This window comes from Streptomyces sp. NBC_00539 (assembly GCF_036346105.1).
In the GTDB taxonomy this organism is placed as follows: domain Bacteria; phylum Actinomycetota; class Actinomycetes; order Streptomycetales; family Streptomycetaceae; genus Streptomyces.
In genome coordinates this window covers 1,709,452-1,733,356 of the sequence record NZ_CP107811.1, presented here as the reverse complement: position 1 = coordinate 1,733,356, position 23,905 = coordinate 1,709,452, and the positions used below count along the sequence as shown (strand labels likewise).

The window sequence follows — 23,905 nt, the reverse complement described above, 5'->3', positions numbered from 1 at the left end:
CGGACCTACAGCCGCGCCCGCAGCGCCGGATGGTCCGAGACGACCGTGCAGGAGCCCGGGGCGATCTCCGTGAACCCCGCGTCCCGCACCACCGGCAGGCCGCTCCCGCTCAACTGCGCCCACCGCTCGCGCGGAGCCGTCCGTACGGCCAGCCGGAAACCGGAGTCCCGCCACGCGCCGCGCTCCGCGGGGGTCAGCTCCCACCACGCCAGCTGCGCCGCGTGCCCGGCCTGGGCCATCGCCTTGCCGGCCGACATGTCCAGGTCCGGGTTGAGCCACAGCACGGGTACGCCGGGCGCCGCCGCGGGGACCGGCTCCGGGTCGTCGAGGTCGGTGCCCGACACCTGGAGCTTGGCCAGTTCCTTGGGCCAGCCGTCGAGGGGCACCGGCGGGAAGACCCGCACCTCGCACCCGGCCCCCGACGGGCCCGCGCCGCGGACCGTGACCCCCGGCAGGGTCTCGGCCTTGCGCCACTCCGCCCCGCGGGCGCGCCGGACCACCTTGCGGATCCGGGCGTCCTGCCAGTCCCGGACGGCGTCGGCCCACTCGCCCTCGCCGTGCGCGCGTTCGTCCGTCAGCAGCACCAGCACCGCGCGGGCCGCCGTCTCCAACGCGTCGGTCCTGGCCGGCGGCGCGGTCTTCTCGATCCGCACGACCAGCGGCAGCACGAACTGGGGGGCCTCGTCGCGGGCCGCGTGCTCCTTGCGGAACGGACTGTCGGCCCCTACGGCCGGTGCGGGGGCGGTGTCCTGGCGGGCCTGGGTGTCCTCGGTGCTCATCCGGCCCAGTCTGCCAGCCTCCGACTTGAGGAGGATGCCGCAGGGGTTGCCTGCGGGCGAGGATCGGGCCCATGAAGAGTGATCTTTTCGCGTCCGAGAACCTGGTCCAGCCCTCCGCCGTCGCCGGCATGACCCTCCAGAACGCCAAGTCCGTCAAGTACACCGTCAACGGGGAGGTGCTGGCCCGTCAGGGCTCGATGGTCGCCTTCCGCGGCAACCTCCAGTTCGAGCGCAGGGGGCAGGGCATAGGCGGCATGCTCAAGCGGGCCGTGACCGGCGAGGGGCTGCCCCTGATGTCGGTGCGCGGCCAGGGCGAGGCCTGGTTCGCCCACCAGGCGGCGAACTGCTTCATCGTCGAGTTCGAGCCCGGTGACGCCCTGACCATCAACGGGCGCAACGTCCTGTGTTTCGATCCGTCGCTGTCCTACGAGATCAAGATGGTCAAGGGCGCGGGCATGACCGGCGGCGGCCTCTTCAACAGCCTGTTCACCGGGACCGGAAAGCTCGCGGTGATCTGCGACGGCAACCCGATCATCATCCCGGTCGCCGCGCAGGCGCCCGTCTACGTGGACACCGACGCGGTGGTCGGATGGAGCGCCGCGCTGGAGACGGGGCTGCACCGCTCCCAGTCGATCGGGTCGATGATCCGCGGCGGTTCGGGGGAGGCCGTACAGCTCAAGCTGAGCGGCGAGGGATTCGTCATCGTCCGCCCCAGCGAGGTCACCGAGGCGCCCGCGGCGCACTGAACCGCGGGCGCACTGAACCGCGGGGGGCCTCGTCCGGGACGACCAGGTCCCTACTTCCCGATCAGTTCGGAGACCTTCACGAAGCGGTAGCCGCGCTTGCGCAGCTCCGGGACGACCTTGCGGACGGCCTGCTCGGTGACCGGCGCCGCGCTGCGCGTGCAGTGCATGACCACCACCGACCCCGGCTTCACCCCGGCCAGCACCTGCTCCGCCACCGCGTCGGGGTCCTTGGCGAACGCGTCACCGCTGACCACGTCCCACTGCACGGCCGTCACCTTGGCCGGGGACAGCGCCCGCAGCGCCTGGTCGTCGTAGCAGCCGCCGGGGAAACGGAAGTAGGGGACGGTGTTGACCGCGCCCGCCTTGCGGAAGGCGGCGAAGGCCCGGTCCACGTCGGCCGTGGCGGCGGCGCCGTCGAGCGCGGGCAGCCCGTAGCAGGGGGACTTGAAGGCGTGGTGACTGTACGAGTGGTTGGCGATCTCGAAGTTCGGGTCGCTGCCGATGGCCTTCGCCTGGTCCGGGTACTCCTCCGCCCAACGGCCCGTCATGAAGATGGTGGCGGGCACCTTGAGGGCGCGCAGGGACGAGATCAGCTGCGGGTTGTCGAAACGTTCCCCCGAGGCGGCGCGCGGCCCCTGGTCGGAGGTCATGTCCGCGTCGAAGGTCAGCGCGACGGTCTTGTCGCCGTGCTGCTTCGCCCGCTCGAAGACGGGCGTCAGGCCGTTCGGGCCGGGCGGCAGGACGGGCACCCGGGCCGGCGCGCCGGCCTGCGGGGAGCCCGAAGGGGCGGCGGGGGGCGAGGCGGGGGCGGGGACCGCCGGGGAGCCCGTGCGGATTTCGTTGGCCGGCTTCGGCGAGGAGCCGGTGCCGCCCCCGCAACCGGCGAGGGCGGCACCGAGAACGGCCGTGGCCGCGGCTTTGCGCACTGCTACGGAGAGGGTCACGCCAGGCAAAATATCCGACTATGTGGCAAGTAGACGCGCGCGGCACTCGTCTACGTCGAAATCAGCACCCGGATAGCGCGGGCCGATGTCCTCCAGATGCTCCAGCAGGAGCCTGCCGACGGCCCAGTTGCGGTACCACTTGCGGTCGGCGGGCACGGTGCACCAGGGCGCGGCGTCCGTGGAGCAGCGCTCCAGCGCCAGCTCGTAGGCGCGCTGGTACGCCGGCCACAGAGTCCGCTCCTCGATGTCGCCGACGTTGAACTTCCAGTGCTTGGACGGGTTGTCGAGCCGGGCCAGCAGCCGGGCGCGCTGCTCCTCGTAGGAGATGTGGAGGAAGACCTTCACCACGGTGACGCCGTCTTGCGCGAGCGCCTCCTCGAAGCGGTTGATCTCGTCGTAGCGCCGGTTTAGCTCGCGGCGGGGAACCAGTTCGCGGACGCGGGCGATCAGGACGTCCTCGTAGTGCGAGCGGTCGAAGATGCCGATCTCGCCGGGCCGGGGGAGGACCCTTTCGACGCGCCAGAGGAAGGGGTGGCTGCGTTCCTCCGGGGTGGGCGCTTTGAAGGCGTGGATGCGGCATCCCGAGGGGTTGAAGAGGCCGATCACGTGCTTGACCGTGCCGCCCTTGCCGCTGGTGTCCATGCCCTGGAGGACGAGCAGGAGCCGGCGCCGGTCACCCGCGGTGCTCGCCGCGTACAGCCTTTCCTGGAGCGAGGCGAGCGGGCCGGCCGTCCTGGAGGCCGTGTCGGCCAGGGCGTCCGCCTTGCGCGAGGGACCGCCGGGGGTCGCGGACGGGTCCACGGCGGTCAGGTCGACCCTGCCGGGCGGTACGCGGAGCAGCTCACGCAGGGAGGGCGGGGACCCGGCCCGGGCCTTGCCGCGCGTACCGTCCTTCTTCGCCATCGCCGTCCACCCCGATCAGTCGACTTCGTCCGATCATCCGACATCGGGGGCGGCGGCGCACGGTGGGGCGGATCGGAAACGGATCGGTGCTCCGGGGGCCGGCCACCGCGGAGGCGGTTGCCGGGGGCAGGCGTCGACGCACACCGTCCGGGCGCCGGGGGGAGACGGTGGCCCCGGCGAACTCGCCCCACCGCGCGGCGCCCGGCCGGCCGGGCACCCCGCCGGCCGGGAGTGGCGGCGTCAGATCAGCTCGGCGCTCAGGGTGATCGTCGTACCCGTCAGGGCCTGGCTGACCGGGCAGTTCTTCTTCGCGTCCTCGGCGGCGGCCTGGAAGGCGTCGGCGTCCAGCCCCGGAACCTCGGCGCGCACCGTCAGGTGGATGCCGGTGATGCCCTCACCCGGCTGGAACGTCACGTCGGCCTTGGTCTCCACCCGGGTGGGCGGGGTCCCGGCGCCGTCGAGGCCGTGCGAGAGGGCCATCGAGTAGCAGCTGGAGTGCGCGGCGGCGATCAGCTCCTCCGGGCTGGTCTTGCCGTTCGCGGCCTCGGCGCGCGAGGGCCAGGAGACGTCGAACGAACCCCGGCCCGAGGAGTCGAGGGAGACGACGCCGGAGCCCTTGAGGAGGTTGCCCTGCCAGTCGGTGTGCGCGGTACGCGTGGTGGCCATGGTGGATCCCTTCGCAGAAGTGGGAAACGACCGGACCGGCCCCGCGCATGACGATCGGTCACACGCGGACGGCCCGGCGCCGTCCAACCTACTGGGCCACCAGCCCCTTCGCGTCGCGCGCCAGGGCGGTGAGCCGGGATATGGCGCGGAAGTACTTCTTCCGATAGCCCCCGGCCAGCATGTCTTCACTGAACAGCCGGTCGAACGGCACGCCCGAGGCGAGGACCGGTATCTCCCGGTCGTACAGCCGGTCGGCCAGCACCACCAGCCGCAGCGCCGTCGACTGGTCGGGGACCGGGCCGACATCGGTCAGGCACACCGCGGATATCCCGTCCGTCAGCGCTCCGTAGCGGCTCGGGTGCACCTTCGCCAGGTGGTCCAGGAGCCCCGGGAAGTCGTCGAGGCTCGCGCCCGGCGTCGCGTACGCGGCCTTGGCCACCTGCTCGTCCGAGAACGGCGCCGGCGCCTCCGGCAGCCCCCGGTGCCGGTAGTCCTGGCCGTCGATCCGCAGTGGCCGGAAGTGCGCGGACAGGCCCTGGATCTCGCGCAGGAAGTCAGCCGCGGCGAACCGGCCCTCGCCGAGCTTGCCGGGCAGCGTGTTGGAGGTCGCGGCCAGCGCCACGCCCTGCTCCACCAGCCGGCTCAGCAGCGAGGACACCAGCACCGTGTCGCCCGGATCGTCCAGCTCGAATTCGTCGATGCACAGCAGCCGGTGCCCGCCGAGGGTCTGCACGGTCTGCTGGAAGCCGAGAGCGCCGACGAGGTTCGTCAGCTCCACGAAGGTGCCGAAGGCCTTCAGTGCCGGCTCGGCCGGGGTCGCGTGCCACAGGGAGGCCAGCAGGTGCGTCTTGCCGACGCCGTAGCCGCCGTCGAGGTAGACCCCGCCCGGGGAGGCCGTCGCGGCGGGCTTCTTCGAGAACCAGCGCCGCTTGCCCGTGCCGCTCGCGTGCGCCCCGCCCAGTCCCGCGGCGAAGGTGCTCAGCACGGTGACGGCCTCGCGCTGGCTGGGCTGGGTGGGGTCGGGGTCGTAGGTGTCGAAGCGCACCGCGTCGAACCGCGGCGGCGGCACCATCTCGGCGACCAGCCGTTCGGCGGGCACGCGGGGGGCCCGGGCACACAGGGCCTGGGGGCCCGCGTCGGCTATCGGATGCCGCCCGGAGGCCTGACCGGAGGTCGTGAGAGAGGTTGACACAGCCCTCAACTCTACGTGCCGTGGCACACTGCATCGATGCGACGCCTGTTCCCTGTGACCGATCAGACATCAGCAGACCAGAACGACCGCCCGTGGTCGCTGGACGAGCTCGCGGAGGCCTATGCGTACCCCGAGCTCGGCCCGGAGGAACACTGGCTGCGGGCAAACATGGTCTCGACCCTGGACGGAGCCGCCCAGCACGACGGCCGCTCGCAGCCGATCTCCGGCGAGACCGACATGCAGATCTTCGGCACCCTGCGCGCCCTGGCCGACGTGATCGTCGTCGGCGCGGAAACGGTTCGCCAGGAGGGCTACCGCCCGGCACGCGCCCGGGAGGCCTTCGCGGACCGCCGCAGCGCCTCGGGCCAGGGTCCCGCGGCCGCCATCGCGGTGATCACCGCAAGTATGGAGCTGGACTTCTCCCTGCCCCTGTTCACCTCCCCCCTCGTGCCGACGCTGGTCGTCACCGGCGCCGCCGCGCCCGCCGACCGCGTGGCCGAGGCTGCCGGAGCGGGGGCCGAGGTCGTGCTCGCGGGCGACGGGGCGGCAGTGGACCCCGTACGGGCCGTACGGGAACTGGCCGCGCGCGGCCTGCGCCGCCAGCTCACCGAGGGCGGCCCCCGGCTGCTGGGGCAGCTCGTGGCCGCCGACGTGCTGGACGAGCTGTGCCTGACGATCTCCCCGATGCTCACGGCGGGGGACGCCCAGCGCATCTCCGGGGGGCCCTCCGTCACGGTTCCGCACCGGCTCGCGGCGGCCGGTGTGCTGGAGGAGGCCGGGTTCCTCTTCACCCGTTACCGTCGAATCTGAACCAGGGGCGGAATTCGTCGTTCCGCTTAGCTTCCGCTGGGCACATACCTGGGCAGAGATAGCCGCGCAAAGCCCGCGCGCGAGCGGGGCAGGACGGTTTCCGCAGAGGCCGGCCCACCGGCCTCGGCCCATGAAGGAGAGGGCGTCCGTGTTCACGAGCGTATTGATGATCGAGCAGCCGCTGACCCCGGTGGACGTGGACTTCGTCACCACCCTGCACGGAGACGACGAGGTCTCCTTCATCGTCCTCATGCAACCGAGGGGGGACCAGGACAGGCTGCTGCGCGCCATCGACGACGTCGCGCTCGGCGAGATCCCCGAGGCGCTGCACGAGGGCGACGAGCCGGAGGGCTCCGAGGCCCGCCGCCCCGCCGCGCAGGCGCTCGAACACTCGTTGGAGGCCCTGCGCAGAAAGGGGGCCAAGGCGGTCGGGCAGCTCGTCGAGGACCATCCGCTCGACAAGCTCAGGTCCGTCGTGGACGAGACCGGGGCCGACGAGGTGATCGTCCTGACCGCCCCGCACTTCGTGGAGGAGTTCTTCCACCGCGACTGGGCCTCCCGCGCGCGCCACAAGGTCGGCGTTCCGGTGCTCAAGCTCTTCGCCCACAACGAATAGGCTGGCCCCCGGCCCACCCCTAGCAATCGATTACTGGAGCGACCTGAATGAAGCCCGGCCTGCCGACCGCCATGGAACGGCCCCACTTCATCGGCATCGGCGGAGCCGGCATGTCCGGCATCGCGAAGATCCTCGCCCAGCGCGGCGCCCGGGTGGCCGGCAGTGACGCCCGTGACTCCGACACCGCCCGGGCGCTGCGCGCCCACGGCGCCACGGTGCACGTCGGGCACGCCGCCGGCCACCTCGCGGACGACTCCACCTGCGTGGTCGTCTCCAGTGCCATCCGCGCCGACAACCCCGAGCTGGCCCGCGCCGCCGAACTCGGCATCCCGGTCGTGCACCGCTCCGACGCCCTCGCCGCCCTGATGGACGGCCTGCGGCCGATCGCCGTCGCCGGCACGCACGGCAAGACCACCACCACCTCGATGCTGGCGGTGTCCCTCTCGGCCCTGGGCCTGGACCCCTCCTACGCCATCGGCGGCGACCTGGACGCCCCGGGTTCCAACGCCCACCACGGCGAGGGCGACATCTTCGTGGCCGAGGCGGACGAGAGCGACCGCAGCTTCCACAAGTACGCCCCGCAGGTCGCGATCATCCTCAACGCGGAACTCGACCACCACGCGAACTACGCGTCGATGGAGGAGATCTACGAGTCCTTCGAGATCTTCGTCTCGAAGATCGTCCCCGGCGGCACCCTGGTCGTCGCCCACGGCCAGGCCGGTGCGGCCGAGATCGCCGCCCGCGTCGCCGGCCGGGAGGGGCTGCGGGTCGTCACGTACGGCGAGGAGGCCGAGGCCGACGTCCGGATCACGAAGATCACCCCGCGCGGCCTGACCAGCGAGGTCACGGTGGTGCTGGAGGGGCGGATGCTCACCTTCACCGTCTCCGTGCCCGGCCGCCACTACGCGCACAACGCGGTCGCGGCGCTCGCCGCCGGCGTCGCGCTCGGCATCCCGGCGCACAACCTGGCCTCCGCCCTCGGCAAGTACACCGGCGTCAAGCGCCGCCTCCAGCTCAAGGGCGAGGCAGCGGGCGTGCAGGTCATCGACTCCTACGCGCACCACCCCACGGAGATGACCGCCGACCTGGAGGCCATCCGCGGCGCCGCGGCGGACTCCCGCATCCTCGTGGTCTTCCAGCCCCACCTCTTCTCCCGCACGCAGGAACTCGGCAAGGAGATGGGCCTGGCCCTGGCGCTGGCCGACGCCTCCGTGGTCCTGGACATCTACCCGGCCCGCGAGGACCCCCTGCCCGGGGTCACCAGCGAGATCATCATCGAAGCGGCCCGCACGGCGGGCGCCGACGTCGCCGCCGAGCACGACAAGGACGCCGTCGCCGAGGTCATCGCGGGAATGGCGAAGCCGGGCGATCTCGTTCTCACCATGGGCGCGGGCGACGTCACGGATCTGGGTCCCCTGATCCTGGAGAGCATCGGTCTCGCCCGGCCGTCGAACTGAGGGAGCGGGAGCGTCATGGCGTACGAGGTCGAGAAGACGGACGAGCAGTGGCAGGCGGAGCTGACCCCGTCCGAGTACCAGGTGCTGCGCCTCGCGGGCACCGAACCGGCCTTCCGCGGTGAGTACACGGACACCAAGACGGAAGGCGTCTACTCCTGCCGGGCGTGCGGCTCCGAGCTGTTCCGTTCCGACACGAAGTTCGAGTCGCACTGCGGCTGGCCGTCCTTCTACGACCCGAAGGACAGCGACGCGGTCGAACTGATCGCGGACACCTCGCACGGCATGGTCCGCACCGAGGTCCGCTGCGCGAAGTGCGGCTCGCACCTGGGCCACGTCTTCGAGGGCGAGGGCTACCCCACCCCCACCGACCAGCGGTACTGCATCAACAGCATCTCCCTGCGCCTGACCCCGACGGAGGACTGACCCCGCCGGGCGCACCGTCCATCGCCACCGGCCGCCGGGCCCCCGCCCGGCGGCCGGTGGCGTTTGTGCGGGCGGCTTCGGCAAGTAGCCCGCGTACGGCATCTGTTGGGCGCGGGCGGGGCGACGTACCGTTCCACCGGCGGGACGCAGGGAGGCCGGCCGGGCCCTTTCGTTCGCCAGTTGTACGGCACAAGGTCAGACAAGGATCTCCGTCCGGTCCCCCGGGGCCGCTGTCCTTGGGGCGCCCCTCGCCCCCCTCCACACCCCAGAGGTCTCCACCGTGGCTGAACTCAACCGTCGCAGGTTCCTGCAGATCGCGGGCGGCACGGCCGCCGCCGCCATGCTGAACGAGAGCATCGCCCGGGCCGCCGCCATTCCGGCACAGGGCAGCACCGGAACCATCCGGGACATCGAGCACATCGTCGTCCTCATGCAGGAGAACCGTTCCTTCGACCAGTACTTCGGCACGATGAAGGGCGTACGCGGCTTCGGCGACCCGCGGCCCGTCCTCCAGGACAACGGCAAGTCCGTCTTCTACCAGTCCAACGGCACGAAGGACGTCCTCCCCTTCAACCCGCAGGTCGCCGACCTGGGCATGCAGTTCGTCGAAGGCCTCAACCACGACTGGGCCGGCGGGCACCAGGCCTACAACAACGGCAAGTACGACAAGTGGGTCCCGGCCAAGACCGCGACGACGATGGCGTACATGACGCGGAAGGACATCCCCTTCCACTACGCCCTCGCCGACGCCTTCACCGTCTGCGACGCCTACCACTGCTCCTTCATCGGCGCCACCGACCCCAACCGCTACTACATGTGGTCGGGTCACACGGGCAACGACGGCGTCGGCGGCGGCCCGGTCCTCGGCAACCAGGAGGCGGGGTACGGCTGGAAGACCTACCCCGAGCGGCTGGAGGCGGCCGGGGTCTCCTGGAAGATCTACCAGGACATCGGCGACGGTCTGAACGCGGCCGGCTCCTGGGGCTGGATCAGCGACGCGTTCCGCGGCAACTACGGCGACAACTCGCTCCTGTACTTCAACAGCTACCGCGACGCCCAGCCCGGCAGTGCGCTCTACGAGAAGGCCCGTACGGGAACGAACGCCAAGGCCGGCGAGGGGTACTTCGACAGGCTCCGCGCGGACGTCGTGGCCGGCACCCTGCCCCAGGTCTCCTGGATCGCCGCCCCGGAGGCGTTCAGCGAGCACCCGAACTGGCCCGTCAACTTCGGTGCCTGGTACATCTCGCAGGTCCTGGACGCGCTGACCGCCAACCCGGCGGTGTGGGCGAAGACGGCGTTCTTCATCACCTACGACGAGAACGACGGGTTCTTCGACCACGTCGTCCCGCCGTACCCGCCGGCCTCCTCGGCCTGGGGCCTTTCCACCGCGGACGTCTCGAAGGACCTGTACGCCGGGGGCGGCGGCTACACGGCCGGCCCCTACGGCCTGGGCCCGCGCGTCCCGATGATCGTCGTGTCCCCCTGGAGCAAGGGCGGCTACGTCTGCTCCGAGACCTTCGACCACACCTCGGTGATCCGCTTCATGGAGAAGCGCTTCGGGGTCCAGGAGCCCAACATCTCGCCCTGGCGCCGCGCCGTGTGCGGTGACCTGACCTCCGCGTTCGACTTCACCAAGGCGGACGCCTCCCCGGCGCCGCTGCCCTCAACCGCCGGATACGTCCCGGCGGACCACAACGCGCACCCCTCCTACCATCCGGTCCCCCCGGCCACCGGCACCCTGCCCAAGCAGGAGGGCGGCGCCAAGCCCACGCGCGCCCTGGGCTACGCCCCGTACGTGGACGGCAAGGCCACCGCCTCCACGGGCAAGTTCACGCTGACGTTCTCCTCCGGCCCCACCCTGGGCGCCCACTTCCACAGCACCTCCGGCAACCGCACCGACGGCCCGTGGCCCTACACCGTCGAGGCGGGCAAGACCCTGTCGGACACCTGGAGCACCAGCAGCTCCACCGGGTACCAGATCAACCTCAGCGTCTGGGGCCCGAACGGGTTCCTGCGCACCTGGAAGGGCCCCGCCAAGAAGGCGGGCCCCGAGGTGACGGCCCGCCACGACGCCGCCACCGGCAACCTCAAGCTGACCCTGACCAACTCCGGCACGGCCGCCGTCAACCTGACGGTGACCAACGCCTACAACGGCGCGGCCGGCGCGTCCCAGACCCTGCGGGTCGCGGCGGGCGGCACGGCCACGTACACGGTGGACCTGACCGCGACGGGCCGGTGGTACGACGTCAAGGTCGTCTCGGACGCCGACGCCACCTTCCTGCGCCGCTTCGCGGGCCACGTGGAGACGGGCGCCCCCGGCGTCTCGGACCCCGCGATCAGCACCGTCTGACGGCTCCGCCCCCACCGCACGCCGGCCGCCGTCCCAGGACCCACCGTCCTGCGGGCGGCGGCCGCGCGGCGGGTGCCGCTCCCGCGGTGTGGCGGCAGGTGCGCTGGGCAGAACGTCGGCGTCGCGTTTCCACGCCGCCCACGTCACCGAGGGAGAACGCATGGCCATCGCCCACCGCAGGATCGGCACCGGCCCCGTCCGCGTCATCGTGCTGCACGACTGGTTCGGTACGTCCGCCAACTGGGGCTCCGTGCTCGACCACCTGGACCCGGAGGGGTTCTCGTACGCCTTCCTCGACTACCGCGGCTACGGCGAGCGCCGGGACGTCACCGGCCGGTACAGCCTCCCGGAGATCGCCGACGACGTCCTGGAACTCGCCGACCAGCTCGGCTGGGACACCTTCTCGCTGCTGGGCCACTCCATGGGCGGCAAGGCCGCACAACAGGTCCTGGTCCGGGCGCCCGAGCGGATCGAGAAGCTGATCGGGCTCGCCCCGGTGCCGGCCGGACCGTACGAGATGGACGACGCCACCCGTGAACTCTTCTACGGCGCCGCCGAGAACGCCGAGAACCGGCGCGTCATCCTCGACCTGGTCACCGGCAAGCGCGCGAGCGGCCACTGGCTCGACCGGATGGTCGCCCATTCCCGCGAGGTCTCGCGGCCCGACGCCTTCGCCGCCTACCTCGCGAGCTGGCAGCCCCTCGACCTGTCCTCGGCCGTCAAGGGCAACACCGTCCCGGTGCTGGTCCTCGTCGGCGAGTACGACCTGGCCCTCACCGCCGACGTGATGCGGGCCACCTGGCAGGCCTGGTACCCGGACTGTCGCGTCCGCACGATCCCCGGCGCCGGCCACTACCCGCCCCAGGAGACCCCGGTGGCCTTCGTCACCGAGGTGGAGGCGTTCCTGCGGGGCTGACCGGCGTCACGAGGAGGACGGGAAACGCCTGTGGGGGCACGAGGAGAACCTCGTACCCCCACAGGGTCGACAGGGTGAGTGACGGGACTTGAACCCGCGGCCACCTGGACCACAACCAGGTGCTCTACCAACTGAGCTACACCCACCACGAAGGGCGGCGGACCACCCGTTCGACGTGCATGCACAGCATAGCTGATCAGACGGGTGGTCCTGCGACGCTTATCGGGCGGCGTGCGCCCCGCGGGCACGGACGGCGGCGGCGTGCGCCACGGCCGCCGCGGCGAGGGCCTTCACGATCGGGTGGGGCTTCGTGCCGTCGCCGGCGAGCTCCGGCTGGAACAGGCTGGCCAGGAAGAAGGGGTGCCCCGGCAGTTCCGCCATGCGGACCTGCCCGTCCTCGTCGTGCCCCGACAGCCGCAGCCCCCCGGCCTCCAGCGCGGGCAGGTGGCGCGGCGCCGGACCGTAGTTGCAGTGGTAGCGCTCGAGGCTGCGCTCGGCGCCGAGCACCGACTCGGCCAGTGACCCAGGCTCGGCGCGTACGAGGCCCTCGTGGCCGACGAGCGAGCAGGCGAGCGGCGCGATCACCGGGTCCTCGGCGTCCGGGTCGTGCTCGGCGTGCGCGGCGCCGGTGATCCCGCAGACGTTGCGGGCGTACTCCAGCAGCGCGTGCTGGAAGCCGCCGCAGGTTCCGAGGAAGGGGATCCCCTCCTCGCGCGCCACCCGGACCGCCGCCAGCACCCCCGCCTCGCTGGCGTACGGGCTTCCGGGCAGCACCCACACCGCGTCGAACCGGGCCAGCGCCCCCGAGGCCGCCTCGGCGCCGGCGTCGGCGGTCTGGATCCAGTAGGCGTCGAGGACCAGCCCGTCGCGGGAGGCCAGGGCGTCGAGGAGGAGCGGGATCCGGGTGTGGGACTTCACGTGCGGGGAGCGGTCGCCGACCAGGGCGATCCGTGCGGTGGTGGTGATCATGCGTCCCATCCTGGGGCGGGAACCCTGTTCAGCGCCAACGATTGTTCATGCACGATCCATAAGCAGAACTGATCGCACCCCGTCGGCGGCCCGGCTTCGGCGCTTCGCCCCACCTCAGTGCTTCAGCGCGGCCTTGGTGGCCACGATGATCAGTCCCAGGACGAGGTTGACGACGCCCTCGGCCGCCAACTGGCGACGCGTGGCGCCGGCGCGGGCGGCGCCGAGGCAGGCCCAGACGACCTGCTGCGCCACCGCCACGCCCATGGCCAGCCACGCCGTCCCCGCGTAGTCCAGCCCGAGGAGGCCGCTGAGGGCGACGGCGGCCGCGGGCAGGACCGCGGCCTCGACGATCGGCCACTCGTGCCGGGAGACCCGGCGGATCTCGTGCCGGCTCCAGGGGTCGCCGACCACCCGTTCCCCCGCCAGCTGGGCATACACGTGAGTGGCCCAGAACACCAGCCCCGTGATGATCAGAAGGACTACGAGCTGAAGCCTCGGAAAGCTGCCGGTGGCCCCGGCGGTGGCCACCACGGAGGTGGCGAGGAGGGAGCCGTACACCGCGCCGGCGGAGTCGGTCCGGGACGCGCGCAGCGGCCTGCTGCGGCCCGCGGGGCCACTGGGGATGCTCACCCGCCCCACGATAGGGACGTCGGGGTCGGGTCCCGCCCGGGCGCGCCGAGCGCGGGTGACGGGGTGCCCGCGGAGGGTCGCGTGGGGCCGGCTCCGGGGGAGGGCCCGCGTCAGCCGGTGGCAGGCCCGGGCGGCCGGGGCTGGGAGCGCGTCAGCCGGTGGCAGGCTGGGGCGCATGGACCCGCACCTGCTCCGCACCTTCGTCACCGTCATCCGGCTGGCCTCCTTCTCCGCCGCCGCACGGGAGCTGGGCTACACCCAGTCCGCCGTCTCCCAGCACATCGCCGCCCTGGAGTCGGACCTGCGGACCGGGCTGCTCACCCGGCGGCCCGTGGCGCCGACGCCCGCCGGGGAGCGGCTGCTCGAACACGCCGGACCGCTCCTGCTGCGCCTCGACGCCGCCCGCGCCGACGTGCTGCGGCTGGCCGCCGCGCCGCCCGGGCGGGTCACCCTCGCCGTGTCCCCGCTCGCCGTCGGGCCGCGGCTGCTGGCCGCCCTGCCCGCCACCGGGGTGAGCCTGCGGGTGCTGCCCCCGGCGCAGGTGCCGGCCGTGGTCGCCGCCGGGGGCTGCGACCTCGGGCTCGTCGACGGCCTGGCCGCGCCCAGCGATCCGCTGCGGCTGCCCGACGTGGCCCCGCTGCGGGTGACCGGCATCGGGGAGGAGGAGCTCGCCGTGCTGTTCCCGGCCGGGCATCCGTTCGCCCGGCGGGCCGCCGTCCGGCTGGACGACCTGGCCGACGCCCGCTGGCTCGACGCCCCCGGGATCGGGCTCGCGCCCGCCGTCCGCACCGCCCCGGCCCTGCGCTACGACGGCACCGACCTGCACGCCCTGTGCGCCCTCGCCGCCGCCGGGCACGGCCTGGCCCTGCTGCCGCTGCCGGTGGCGCGGGCCGCCCGCGCGGGGGTCGCCGTAGCGCTGGAGTCACCGCGCCTGGTGCACCGTACGGAACTCCTGGCGCCGGGCGCCCCCACCGGAGCGGCCCTCGCCGTCGCGGCGCGGCTCACGGGCGGGCCGTATTAGCGCGGCTCAGGGCCCCAGGACCACCGCCGACTCGCCCGGTACGTGGATCCGCCCGTCCGCGCCCGGCTGTTCGAGTGGTTCCCAGGCGGCCAGCACCCGTACCCCGTTGCGGCCCAGCGCGATCGTCACCGGCTCGGGGGAGAGGTTCACCACCACCCGGACCTCCCCGCGGCGGAAGGTCAGCCAGCGCCGCTCCTCGTCGTGGGCGACCCGGACCGCGGCGAGATCCGGGTCACGCAGGTCCGGGTGGCCGCGGCGCAGTGCCACGAGGGTGCGGTACCACTCCAACAGCCGGGCGTGCCCGGGCTGCTCCGGCTCGCTCCAGTCCAGGCAGGACCGGTCCCGGGTGGCCGGGTCCTGCGGATCGGGGATCTCTTCCGCCTTCCAGCCGTGGGCGGCGAACTCCCGGCGCCTCCCCGTCCGTACGGCCTCCGCGAGCTCCGGATCGGGGTGGTCGGTGAAGTACTGCCACGGCGTGTGCGCGCCCCACTCCTCGCCCATGAACAGCATCGGCACGAACGGCCCGGTCACCGCGAGCGTCGCCGCGCAGGCGAGCAGCCCCGGCGACAGCGAGGCGGAGAGCCGGTCGCCCAGCGCCCGGTTGCCGATCTGGTCGTGGGTCTGCGTGTAGCCGACGAAGCGGTGCGCGGGCGTGCGACGGCGGTCGACGGGGCGGCCGTGGGTGCGGCCCCGGAACGAGGACCAGGTGCCGTCGTGGAAGAAGGCCCTGGTCAGGGTTTTGGCGAGGGCCGCGAACGGGGCCGCCGCGAAGTCGGCGTAGTAGCCCTGCGACTCGCCGGTCAGCGCACAGTGCAGGGCGTGGTGGAAGTCGTCGTTCCACTGGGCGTGCAGACCGAGGCCGCCGGCCCCCCGGGGGGTGGTGGTGCGCGGGTCGCACTGGTCGGACTCGGCGATCAGGAACAGCGGCCGGGCGGTCTCCGCCGCGAGCGCGTCCACGGCCGCCGCCAGCTCCTCCAGGAAGGTCAGCGCCCGCCCGTCGGCCAGGGCGTGCACGGCGTCCAGCCGCAGCCCGTCGATCCGGTAGTCCCGCAGCCACGCCAGGGCGCTGCCGATGAAGTAGGCGCGGACCTCGTCCGAACCGGGCGCGTCCAGGTTGACCGCCGCGCCCCAGGGCGTGTGGTGGGTGTCGGTGAAGTACGGTCCGAAGGCCGGGAGGTGGTTCCCGGACGGGCCGAGGTGGTTGTGGACCACGTCCAGCGCCACGCCCAGCCCGGCCGAGTGCGCCGCGTCCACGAACCGCGCCAGCCCCGCCGGTCCCCCGTACGGCTCGTGCACCGCCCAGGGCGCCACCCCGTCGTAGCCCCAGCCGTGCCGGCCGGGGAACGGGCAGACCGGCATCAGCTCGACGTGCGTGACACCGAGCGAGGTGAGGTGCGCGAGGCGGGCGGCGGCCGCGTCGAAGGTGCCCTCGGGGGTGAAGGTGCCGACGTGCAGTTCGTAGAGGACCGCGTCCTGGAACGGGATCCGGGGGGAGGGGGCGTCCGGGTGCAGCGGCGTGAAGTCGACCACGGCCGACAGGCCGTCAGGCCCGTCCGGCAGACGGCGGCCGCGCGGGTCGGGCAGGGGCCGAGGATCGTCGCCCAGCAGGAACCCGTAGCGGTCACCGTCGGCGGCCGGGGCCTCCGCGGTCCACCAGCCGGCACGGTCCGGCGCCGGATCGCGGGTCATCTCGTAGGCGGTGTCGTTCAGTCGCATGGCGACCCGGTCTGTCTGCGGTGCCCACACTTCGAACTGCACGGACGGTCCCCTCGTCTCCGGCGGTACCTGGCCCTGTCGCCCTCGTCGGGCCCATCATCCCGGCCGGGGCGGGGGAGTTCTGGACACTTTGCCCACGACGGGCCGACAATCACCCTGTGACGTCCAGTTTCGAGTTCCCCGCCTATCCCGCGCCGCGGGTCTCCGACGCGCAGCGCGACCGAGTGCTGGGGGAGCTCCGGGAGGGGGCTGCCCTGGGTCGGCTGTCCCACGACACGTTCCTGCGGCGCATGGAACTCGCGCTGGTCGCCCGCCGCTCCGAGGAGCTCGCCGCCCTGACCGCCGACCTCCGCACGCGGGAGAGCGGCGAAAGCCCGTGGACGCAACGGCTGTTCGGGTGGGTGGGCCGCGTCTCGGCCGTCAGCGCCGGCGTCCGCCGCGCCTGGCGCGTGGAGAAACTGCCCGTGCTGCTGATGCCGCACCCGAGCGCGGCGCCCCTGCGGATCGGCCGCGACCCGGGCAACGGCTTGCGGCTCAGCCACGAGACCGTCTCCCGGGCGCACGCCGAACTCACCCTGCGCGGCGGCGTGTGGGTGCTCACCGACCTCGGCTCGACCAACGGCACCACCGTCAACGGCCAGCGCGTGACCGGCTCCGCGGTGGTCCGCGACGGCGACCAGATCGGCTTCGGCCGCATGACGTTCCGCCTCTCGGCGGGCTGAGGCCGCCTGCGTCCGCCGCTCGGCCGGGGCGCAGGATGGGGGCGTGAGCGAATACGAGAGTGTGGTGCGGGCGGCGCGGGCCGAGGATCTGGCGCGCATCGTCGAACTGGTGCAGGAGCACGTCGCCTACGAGAAGTCGCACCCGCGGGCGCCGGGGCTCGCGGCGCGGCTCGGGGCGGCGCTGTTCGAGGACGGGGCGCGGGTGTGGGTGCTGCTCGCCGAGACCCCGCGGGGCGAGGTCGTCGGGTACGCGGCCTGCTCCGAGGAGTTCTCGTTCTGGGACGGGCGCCACTACCTGCACATGGACTGCCTCTACCTCGCCGAGGGAGCGCGCGGGCACGGGCTCGGCGCCGCGCTGATGGACGCCGTGACGGACCTCGCGCGGGAGCGGGGCTTCGGGCACGTCGAATGGCAGACGCCCGACTGGAACGAGGGCGCGATCCGTTTCTACGACCGGCTCGGAGCCGCCGGCAGGCCCAAGCAGCGCTATTCCCTCGCCGTGCGGCCGCCCGCTAACGGATGACCGCCGTCAGCCGTTCGCACGCCGCGAGAACCGTCCGGGACTGGTGCTCGACCTGGGTGGCCACCGGCACCCAGCGGGCCTGGAACCGCGCCGCGAACTCCTCGCACCAGCCGGTGACCAGCCGGTCCAGCCCGGCCGCGGCCGGATCCCCTTGCGCCCGCAGCACCCGCAGCAGCATAGCGGCGGCGCGCAGCGACAGCCGCCGCCCGAAGGCGTCGATGCTGCCGATGTGGGCCGCCGTGGCCTCGGCGGGGGCGCCCGGGCCGGTCCACTCCGCGGCGATCGGCGGGATCAGCGCCAGCGTCCAGTCGACCGCGCGCAGCAGCGGGGCGAGAGCGCCCGGCAGCGCCGCGTCGGGTATCCGCTCCCGCACGGCGGCCACCCGCGCGGCGTCGGCGGTGAGCCGGCCGGCGAGCATCCGCAGCGCGCCCCGGGGGTCGGGGTGCGGGGCCGGGTCGTCCACCGTGTCGGAGGCCCACATGGGGACTTCGACGATCGCGGTGGTGCCGGCGTAGCGGTGGGCGTGGTACCAGGTGCTGAGCCGGGTGTCCTCGGGGTGGAAGGCCCCGTCGGGGCCGGTCCCCGGCTCCGGCATGACGAAGATCCCCGGCCCGGGGGAGGGCCAGCCGGTGGCGTCCGAGGCCCCCGTCTCGACCGGGATGCGCAGCTCGGCGGCCGACTTGGCGAACGGCTCCGCGAGGCCGGGGATGTCGCGGGTCAGCTGCACCCAGGAACCGCCGAGGTCGGTGCCGTGCAGGGAGACCTGGAGGACGGGTCGCAGTTCGTCGATCAGCGCGGTCAGGGCCACCGTCTCGGGCGGCAGCCGGTCCGCGGGCAGTAAGGACGGCGCCCACTCCGGCTGTTCGGGCCCGGGGGGCCGGAAGAAGGCCCGGTGGTAGTCCAGGAGCGAGTACGGGCGGGGCGTGCGGTGCAGGGCCGCGCCGTCCGGGTCGGCGCACAGCAGGAAGTGCCAGCCGCAGCCGTTCGCGGCGGCCGGCTCGGCGATGACGCGGCGGGCCAGGGCGAGCGCGGTGGCCCCGCCGACGGGCTCGTTGGCGTGCGCCCCGGCCACGACGAGTACGTTCTCGGCCGGCCGCGCGGCGTCGAGGGACAGTACCCAGAGCGGTTCCCCGCCCCGGGAGCGGCCGACCCGCCGCACCCGGGCCCGGGCGGGGTGTTCGTCCGCCAGGGCGCGGGCGGCCAGGGCGAGTTGGTGCGGGGTGGGGTAGTGCATGTCTCGAAGGAGGGTCACACCTCACGCCATGCCCGCCGCGCACGCCCCGTACTGCTCCGTGCGCCCCGCACTTGTGTCCAATGTTCGGGAGAAAGCCCTGGCCAACGCCTTGCCGGCGGTGATCCGGAGGGCGTCGCACCGGCCCCCCGCGTGCGGGCCGGGCGCGGCCTGTGCTCCCGGCCCTCACCTCCGCGCCCAGGGCCTCAGGAGCCGTCGTCGAACTCCCCCGACTCCACTTCGAGGGCGAGCCGCTGGAGGACCTGGATCGAGGAGATGTCGGTACGGCCGCTGTCGTGGGCCATGGCCAGGCTGGTGAAGGCCAGGCTGAAACCGGCGACCATCGTGTGCAGGGCCGGACCGAGCGCCTCGGCGACCAGCCGGGCGACCTGCTGCGGGGAGGACTCGGCCGGGACGCTGATCGAGGGCAGCATCTCGTTCAGCAGCTGGGTGACGACCCCCGCCTCCGACGCCGGGACCTCGTCGTCCTCCCCGGCTTCGGCCGCCCTGCGGATCTCCTGGGCCTCGGTGAGGATGCCGATGACTCGCTTCAGAACCTCTGCGCGTTCCATGTCCGGAGGGTAACCCCGGCGGCGGGCCGGACGCGTGCCCCGGGCGCGGTCCTCGACGAGCGACGGCGGCCGGGACCCGCATCCGGGGAAGGGCCTATTCCGCCCGGACCAGGGCCACGGCCGGGGTGTCGGACAGCAGGTGCGACAGCAGCGCCTCGCCCTCGTACGCGCCCTCGTGCAGCAGGGACGTCCAGCGGCCCGGCGGCAGCGGGAGGGCCGTGTCGCGCCAGCCGCCCTCGCCGGCGAGCCGGTGCGAGAGCCGGGTGGCGACCGCGATCAGGCCGGCGCGGGCGAAGGCCACGCAGTGGCCGGCGGCCGGACCCCGGGCCGCCAGCGGCCGGTACCCGGTGAACAGCTCGGGCCGGGTGCGCCGCAGCCGCAGCAGGGCCGCCGACAGGGCCAGTTTCTCCCCCGCCAGGCCGTGCGGGACACCACCCCCGTCGAGCCGGGCCAGCTCCTCGCGGGGGAAGACGACCGGCCGGCGGTTGTCGGGGTCGACCAGCGCCCGGTACTCGCTCTCCGCGCCCTGGTAGACCTCCGGCACCCCCGGCATGGCCAGGTGCAGCAGGGTCATGCCGAGTACGCTGGCCCGCGCCGCCTCCGCCAGCTCCGGCGGGAGGTCCACCTCGGGCGGAGCGACGACGGCGCCCTCGTACTCCTCGTCCGGATCGGTCCAGGACGTGCGCAGCGCCGCCTCACGGGCCCCCTTGACCAGCGCCGCCTCGAGCCGGGACTCCCGGTCCGGGATCTGCCCCAGGCCCAGCGCGCTCTGCCGGGCCACCCACGCCAGCTGGGCGTCCGGGACGGCGCCGGCCCCCGCCATCAGCTCCGGGGCCTGGGAAAGCACCGCGATCCGGGCCCGGACGTCGGCGCTGCGCTTCGTGTCGTGGGTGGACAGCACCGTCCCCGAGGCGGGCCACTCCCGCTCCAGGCCGGCGCAGTACGCGTGGAACTCCGCGACCGGCACCCCGGGGTCCCCGGGGTCCCCTCCCACCTCCGTCGCCGACAGCAGCGGCGCCCAGCGGTAGAAGGCCCGGTCCTCCAGGGACTTGGCGCGCAGGGCCGCCGAAGTCTGGGCGAAGCGCGCCGCGAAGGCGGGATCGCGCCGCAGGAGGTCCCGTACGCCGTCCACCGCGCCGGCGCCGACCAGCGCGGCGGCCCGCTCCAGGGCCTCGGGCGGAAGTCCCGGACCGCCCGGGTACGGCCGGTAGACCGGGTTCGCCACCAGCAACTCCAGGACCGCATCCCGCAGTTCCTTGCCCGCCTTTGCCTCCAGCGCGGTCAGCTCCGCCGCCAGATCGCCGGTCAGCACCTCCCGTGCACACGCCTCGGCCGTCTCCTCCCAGGAGCCGGCGCCGGTGGACTTGCGGTAGTCCCGGGCGAGTTCCGCGGCCCCGGCGGGATCGGTGAACACCCCGTCCACCCGCAGCAGCGCGTCGTACCCGGTGGTGCCGGCCACCGGCCAGGAGGAGGGCAGCCGTTCGGAGCGCGCCAGGATCTTCTCCACCACCACCCAGCAGCCCCCGCCCGCCTCCGCGCGCAGCCGCCGCAGGTACCCCTCGGGGTCCGCGAGCCCGTCCACGTGGTCGATCCGCAGTCCCTGGAGCACCCCGTCGCGCACCAGCTCCAGGATCTTGGCGTGCGTCGCGGCGAAGACCTCCGGGTCCTCCACCCGGACCCCGATGAGGTCCGAGATCGTGAAGAAGCGGCGGTAGTTGAGGCGGGTGCGGGCCTCGCGCCAGAACGCCGGCCGGTACCACTGCGCCGCCACCAGCTCCGGCAGCGGCAGCCCGGCGGTCCCCTCCCGCAGCGGGAACTCGTGGTCCCCGTAGCGCAGCAGCTCGCCGTCGACGGCGAGCGAGTCCAGCTCCAGCGGTCCCGAGAGGACCGGCAGCAGCACCTGTCCGCCCCCGGCCTCCCAGTCGATGTCGAACCAGCGCGCGTACGGGGAGTGCGGTCCCTCGCGCAGGACCTCCCACAGCGGCCGGTTGAGGCGCAGCGGCGAGGGGACCGCCATGTGGTTGGGGACGATGTCGAGCACGAGGCCGAGGCCGTGCTCGCGCGCCGTGCGGGCGAGCGCGCGCAGGCCCGTCTCGCCGCCCAGCTCCTCCCGCACCCGGGAGTGGTCGGTGACGTCGTACCCGTGCGTCGAGCCGGGCACCGCCTCCAGGGAGGGCGAGAGGTGCAGATGGGACACGCCGAGCGAGGCGAGGTAGGGCACGGCGGCCGCGGCGGCCGCGAACGGGAACTCGGGACAGAGCTGGATACGGTAGGTGGAGGCCGGCGTGACGACTGTCCGGGCGTCAGGTGCCGGTCGGGCGCTTTCGTATGACTGGCTCATGAGACGTACGTACCCGCGCAGCCGGATTCCGTGCCACCGCCCCGCGCATCCGGGTGACGGCGCGCCGCCGGCCGCCGCAACGGGACGGCAGCGGCTGCCGTCCCTAGGCCGGGCGCTGGAGGACCACCAGGGAGCGACCCGTCAGCGGCACCCGGTCGCCGGCCGCGTACTGCGGGCCCGTGCCGGGCGGCAGGACATCCGGCTTCGCCGTGTCCACCACCAGCAGCCACCGGGCGCCGTGCCCGGCCGGGACGGTGAACTCCTGCGGCTCGGCGCCCGCGTTGAACATCAGCAGGAACGAGTCGTCGGTGATCCGCTCACCGCGCGCACCGGGCTCGGAGATCGCCTCGCCGTTGAGGAACACCGTCAGCGACCGCGCGTGCTGCGCCTGCCAGTCGCGGGCCCGCATCTCCTCGCCGTGCGGGGTGAACCAGGCGATGTCGGAGAGTTCGTCGTGCGTCCCCTCCACCGGGCGGCCGTGGAAGAACCGGCGCCGCCGGAACACCGGGTGGTCACGGCGCAGCCACACCATCTGGCGGGTGAACTCCAGCAGCGCGGGCGCCGGTTTGCCCGGCTCGGGCCAGGTCACCCAGGACAGGTCGTTGTCCTGGCAGTAGGCGTTGTTGTTGCCGCCCTGCGAGCGGGCGAACTCGTCCCCGTGACTGAGCATCGGGACGCCCTGGGAGAGCATGAGGGTCGCCATGAAGTTGCGCATCTGGCGCTCGCGCAGCTCCACGACCTCCGGGTCCTCGGTCGGCCCCTCGACCCCGCAGTTCCAGGACCGGTTGTGGGTCTCGCCGTCCCGGTTGCCCTCCCGGTTGGCCTCGTTGTGCTTCTCGTTGTACGAGACGAGGTCGTGCAGGGTGAACCCGTCGTGGCAGGTGGTGAAGTTGATCGACGCCAGCGGCCGGCGCCCGTCGTCCTGGTAGAGGTCCGAGGACCCCGTCAGCCGTCCCGCGAACTCCGCGAGCGTGCGGGGCTGCCCGCGCCACAAGTCCCGGACGGTGTCGCGGTACTTGCCGTTCCACTCCGTCCACAGCGGAGGGAAGTTGCCCACCTGGTAGCCGCCCTCGCCCAGGTCCCAGGGCTCCGCGATCAGCTTGACCTGGCTGACGACCGGGTCCTGCTGGACCAGGTCGAAGAACGAGGACAGCCGGTCCACCTCGTGGAACTGCCGGGCCAGCGTGGCCGCGAGGTCGAACCGAAAGCCGTCGACGTGCATCTCGGTGACCCAGTAGCGCAGCGAGTCCATGATCAGCTGGAGGACGTGCGGGGACCGCATCAGCAGCGAGTTCCCGGTGCCCGTGGTGTCCATGTAGTGGCGCGGATCGTCCGCCAGCCGGTAGTACGAGGCGTTGTCCAGCCCCCGGAACGACAGGGTCGGGCCCAGGTGGTTGCCCTCGGCCGTGTGGTTGTAGACCACGTCCAGGATCACCTCGATCCCGGCCTCGTGCAGGGCGCGGACCGCCGACTTGAACTCCAGTACCTGCTCGCCCCGGTCGCCGGAGGCGTAGCCGTTGTGCGGCGCGAAGAAGCCGATGGTGTTGTAGCCCCAGTAGTTGCTCAGGCCGTCGTCGACGAGGCGGTGGTCGTTGACGTACTGGTGCACCGGCATCAGCTCCAGCGCCGTCACCCCCAGCTTGGTGAGGTGCCCGATCACCGCCGGGTGGGCGAGCGCCCCGTACGTGCCGCGCAGCTCCTCCGGGAGTTCCGGGTGGCGCATGGTGAGCCCCTTGACGTGGGCCTCGTAGAGCACGGTGTGGTGGTACTCGTGGCGCGGGGGCCGGTCGTTGGCCCAGTCGAAGTACGGGTTCACCACGACCGAGGTCATCGTGTGCGGGGCCGAGTCGAGGTCGTTGCGGGAATCGGGGCGGCCGAAGTGGTAGCCGTAGACCTCCTCGCCCCAGGCGACGCTGCCGCTGATGGCGCGCGCGTACGGGTCCAGCAGCAGCTTCGCCGCGTTGCAGCGCATCCCGTGCTCGGGCTCGTACGGGCCGTGGACGCGGAAGCCGTAGCGCTGCCCGGGCATGATGCCGGGCAGGTAGGCGTGCCGGACGAAGGCGTCCGTCTCGCGGAGCTCGACGGCCGTCTCCGAGCCGTCGTCGTGCAGCAGGCACAGCTCGATCCGCCGAGCGGCCTCGGAGTAGACGGCGAAGTTGGTTCCGGCGCCGTCGTAGGTGGCACCCAGCGGATACGCCTGTCCCGGCCAGACCTGCATAGATAACGACTCTTCCCTCGGTGTCGGCTGACGTCCCGGCTGATCGGGCATGGACAACGTCTCTGCCAGATCTTCCCCGAAAGGAGGCCGTCACGCGCGGACTTGGGATGGTTCTACCGGGTGACCCGGAGAGCTGATATCAGGGTCAGCGGACTGTCCG

At 73.2% G+C, this 23,905-nt stretch carries 22 protein-coding genes and 1 tRNA gene; 10 read left to right on the top strand and 13 right to left on the bottom strand.

The features are described 5' to 3' along the window. Positions 1-5 precede the first annotated feature (5 nt). Positions 6-779 carry an aminoacyl-tRNA hydrolase gene (locus tag OG861_RS07540; RefSeq protein ID WP_330261544.1) on the bottom strand — a complete coding sequence of 258 codons (774 nt, stop codon included), beginning with the start codon at positions 777-779 and terminating at the stop codon, positions 6-8. Positions 780-850: 71 nt separating this feature from the next. Between OG861_RS07540 and OG861_RS07535 the strand changes: the two genes are divergently transcribed. Continuing rightward, positions 851-1,525, top strand: coding sequence for an AIM24 family protein (locus OG861_RS07535; protein WP_330261543.1), 675 nt, complete (start codon positions 851-853; stop codon positions 1,523-1,525). A 50-nt stretch (positions 1,526-1,575) separates the two neighbouring features. On the opposite strand, the gene OG861_RS07530 is transcribed toward OG861_RS07535, so the two are convergent. The 4 genes from OG861_RS07530 to zapE form a co-directional block, all read right to left on the bottom strand. After that, on the bottom strand, positions 1,576-2,469 hold the full coding sequence (locus OG861_RS07530; protein ID WP_330261542.1) for a polysaccharide deacetylase family protein: 894 nt from the start codon (positions 2,467-2,469) through the stop codon (positions 1,576-1,578). Positions 2,470-2,487: 18 nt separating this feature from the next. Further along, positions 2,488-3,372: a PPK2 family polyphosphate kinase gene (locus OG861_RS07525; RefSeq protein WP_330261541.1), complete on the bottom strand. Its 885-nt coding sequence runs from the start codon at positions 3,370-3,372 to the stop codon at positions 2,488-2,490. Positions 3,373-3,612: 240 nt separating this feature from the next. Continuing rightward, positions 3,613-4,038 (bottom strand): OsmC family protein, encoded by a 426-nt coding sequence (locus OG861_RS07520; protein ID WP_329199265.1) that lies wholly within the window; start codon positions 4,036-4,038, stop codon positions 3,613-3,615. An 88-nt stretch (positions 4,039-4,126) separates the two neighbouring features. Next, positions 4,127-5,182: a cell division protein ZapE gene (gene zapE / locus OG861_RS07515; protein WP_443064480.1), complete on the bottom strand. Its 1,056-nt coding sequence runs from the start codon at positions 5,180-5,182 to the stop codon at positions 4,127-4,129. 84 nt (positions 5,183-5,266) lie between these two features. Here zapE and OG861_RS07510 point away from each other — a divergent pair, with 84 nt between their 5' ends. The 6 genes from OG861_RS07510 (at position 5,267) to OG861_RS07485 (ending at position 11,802) form a co-directional block, all read left to right on the top strand. Then, entirely contained in the window at positions 5,267-6,040 is a 774-nt protein-coding gene (locus OG861_RS07510; protein WP_329199269.1) for a pyrimidine reductase family protein, read from the top strand. 148 nt (positions 6,041-6,188) lie between these two features. After that, the gene (locus OG861_RS07505) at positions 6,189-6,656 is read left to right on the top strand and encodes an indole-3-glycerol phosphate synthase (protein ID WP_329199271.1); all 468 of its coding nucleotides are present in this window, start codon (positions 6,189-6,191) and stop codon (positions 6,654-6,656) included. 47 nt (positions 6,657-6,703) lie between these two features. Further along, positions 6,704-8,113, top strand: coding sequence for a UDP-N-acetylmuramate--L-alanine ligase (murC, locus tag OG861_RS07500; protein ID WP_330261539.1), 1,410 nt, complete (start codon positions 6,704-6,706; stop codon positions 8,111-8,113). Between the two features lie 15 nt (positions 8,114-8,128). After that, positions 8,129-8,536 (top strand): peptide-methionine (R)-S-oxide reductase MsrB, encoded by a 408-nt coding sequence (msrB, locus tag OG861_RS07495; RefSeq protein ID WP_329199275.1) that lies wholly within the window; start codon positions 8,129-8,131, stop codon positions 8,534-8,536. A gap of 280 nt (positions 8,537-8,816) precedes the next feature. Next, positions 8,817-10,886, top strand: a complete 2,070-nt coding sequence (locus OG861_RS07490; RefSeq protein WP_330261538.1) for a phosphocholine-specific phospholipase C — start codon at positions 8,817-8,819, stop codon at positions 10,884-10,886. 160 nt (positions 10,887-11,046) lie between these two features. Next, the gene (locus OG861_RS07485; RefSeq protein WP_330261537.1) at positions 11,047-11,802 is read left to right on the top strand and encodes an alpha/beta fold hydrolase; all 756 of its coding nucleotides are present in this window, start codon (positions 11,047-11,049) and stop codon (positions 11,800-11,802) included. A gap of 73 nt (positions 11,803-11,875) precedes the next feature. Here the strand turns inward: OG861_RS07485 and OG861_RS07480 are convergent. From OG861_RS07480 to OG861_RS07470, 3 genes are all read right to left on the bottom strand, one after another. Then, positions 11,876-11,948: transfer RNA gene (locus OG861_RS07480), tRNA-His, on the bottom strand. Between the two features lie 73 nt (positions 11,949-12,021). Continuing rightward, complete coding sequence (locus tag OG861_RS07475) at positions 12,022-12,771, bottom strand: CTP synthase C-terminal region-related (seleno)protein (RefSeq protein ID WP_329199279.1); 750 nt, start codon at positions 12,769-12,771, stop codon at positions 12,022-12,024. A gap of 114 nt (positions 12,772-12,885) precedes the next feature. Further along, the gene (locus OG861_RS07470; RefSeq protein ID WP_330261536.1) at positions 12,886-13,401 is read right to left on the bottom strand and encodes a hypothetical protein; all 516 of its coding nucleotides are present in this window, start codon (positions 13,399-13,401) and stop codon (positions 12,886-12,888) included. A 175-nt stretch (positions 13,402-13,576) separates the two neighbouring features. Between OG861_RS07470 and OG861_RS07465 the strand changes: the two genes are divergently transcribed. Further along, positions 13,577-14,422: a LysR family transcriptional regulator gene (locus OG861_RS07465; protein ID WP_330261535.1), complete on the top strand. Its 846-nt coding sequence runs from the start codon at positions 13,577-13,579 to the stop codon at positions 14,420-14,422. Positions 14,423-14,428: 6 nt separating this feature from the next. Here the strand turns inward: OG861_RS07465 and treZ are convergent, their stop codons facing one another. Beyond that, positions 14,429-16,180 (bottom strand): malto-oligosyltrehalose trehalohydrolase, encoded by a 1,752-nt coding sequence (gene treZ / locus OG861_RS07460; RefSeq protein ID WP_330261534.1) that lies wholly within the window; start codon positions 16,178-16,180, stop codon positions 14,429-14,431. A gap of 116 nt (positions 16,181-16,296) precedes the next feature. Here treZ and OG861_RS07455 point away from each other — a divergent pair, with 116 nt between their 5' ends. Both OG861_RS07455 and OG861_RS07450 read left to right on the top strand, forming a co-directional pair. Further along, the gene (locus tag OG861_RS07455; RefSeq protein ID WP_329199287.1) at positions 16,297-16,860 is read left to right on the top strand and encodes a DUF1707 and FHA domain-containing protein; all 564 of its coding nucleotides are present in this window, start codon (positions 16,297-16,299) and stop codon (positions 16,858-16,860) included. 43 nt (positions 16,861-16,903) lie between these two features. Further along, positions 16,904-17,383 carry a GNAT family N-acetyltransferase gene (locus OG861_RS07450; RefSeq protein ID WP_330261533.1) on the top strand — a complete coding sequence of 160 codons (480 nt, stop codon included), beginning with the start codon at positions 16,904-16,906 and terminating at the stop codon, positions 17,381-17,383. Here OG861_RS07450 and OG861_RS07445 read toward each other — a convergent pair. The 4 genes from OG861_RS07445 to glgX all read right to left on the bottom strand — a co-directional run bounded on the left by OG861_RS07445 (position 17,373) and on the right by glgX (position 23,745). Continuing rightward, positions 17,373-18,635 (bottom strand): M14 family zinc carboxypeptidase, encoded by a 1,263-nt coding sequence (locus tag OG861_RS07445; RefSeq protein WP_330261532.1) that lies wholly within the window; start codon positions 18,633-18,635, stop codon positions 17,373-17,375. The genes OG861_RS07450 and OG861_RS07445 overlap by 11 nt on opposite strands. Positions 18,636-18,820: 185 nt before the next feature. Continuing rightward, on the bottom strand, positions 18,821-19,186 hold the full coding sequence (locus OG861_RS07440) for a hypothetical protein (RefSeq protein ID WP_329199292.1): 366 nt from the start codon (positions 19,184-19,186) through the stop codon (positions 18,821-18,823). A 94-nt stretch (positions 19,187-19,280) separates the two neighbouring features. Continuing rightward, positions 19,281-21,527, bottom strand: coding sequence for a malto-oligosyltrehalose synthase (treY, locus tag OG861_RS07435; protein ID WP_330261531.1), 2,247 nt, complete (start codon positions 21,525-21,527; stop codon positions 19,281-19,283). 103 nt (positions 21,528-21,630) lie between these two features. After that, the gene (gene glgX / locus OG861_RS07430) at positions 21,631-23,745 is read right to left on the bottom strand and encodes a glycogen debranching protein GlgX (RefSeq protein WP_329199296.1); all 2,115 of its coding nucleotides are present in this window, start codon (positions 23,743-23,745) and stop codon (positions 21,631-21,633) included. Positions 23,746-23,905: the final 160 nt, after the last annotated feature.

Coding starts and splice junctions, on each gene's coding strand:
- treY (WP_330261531.1), bottom strand. CDS start 21,527: ATGAGCCAGTCATACGAAAGCGCCCGACCGGCACCTGACGCCCGGACA.
- OG861_RS07510 (WP_329199269.1), top strand. CDS start 5,267: ATGCGACGCCTGTTCCCTGTGACCGATCAGACATCAGCAGACCAGAAC.
- OG861_RS07520 (WP_329199265.1), bottom strand. CDS start 4,038: ATGGCCACCACGCGTACCGCGCACACCGACTGGCAGGGCAACCTCCTC.
- OG861_RS07535 (WP_330261543.1), top strand. CDS start 851: ATGAAGAGTGATCTTTTCGCGTCCGAGAACCTGGTCCAGCCCTCCGCC.
- OG861_RS07485 (WP_330261537.1), top strand. CDS start 11,047: ATGGCCATCGCCCACCGCAGGATCGGCACCGGCCCCGTCCGCGTCATC.
- murC (WP_330261539.1), top strand. CDS start 6,704: ATGAAGCCCGGCCTGCCGACCGCCATGGAACGGCCCCACTTCATCGGC.
- msrB (WP_329199275.1), top strand. CDS start 8,129: ATGGCGTACGAGGTCGAGAAGACGGACGAGCAGTGGCAGGCGGAGCTG.
- OG861_RS07475 (WP_329199279.1), bottom strand. CDS start 12,771: ATGATCACCACCACCGCACGGATCGCCCTGGTCGGCGACCGCTCCCCG.
- OG861_RS07465 (WP_330261535.1), top strand. CDS start 13,577: ATGGACCCGCACCTGCTCCGCACCTTCGTCACCGTCATCCGGCTGGCC.
- OG861_RS07525 (WP_330261541.1), bottom strand. CDS start 3,372: ATGGCGAAGAAGGACGGTACGCGCGGCAAGGCCCGGGCCGGGTCCCCG.
- glgX (WP_329199296.1), bottom strand. CDS start 23,745: ATGCAGGTCTGGCCGGGACAGGCGTATCCGCTGGGTGCCACCTACGAC.
- OG861_RS07440 (WP_329199292.1), bottom strand. CDS start 19,186: ATGGAACGCGCAGAGGTTCTGAAGCGAGTCATCGGCATCCTCACCGAG.
- OG861_RS07540 (WP_330261544.1), bottom strand. CDS start 779: ATGAGCACCGAGGACACCCAGGCCCGCCAGGACACCGCCCCCGCACCG.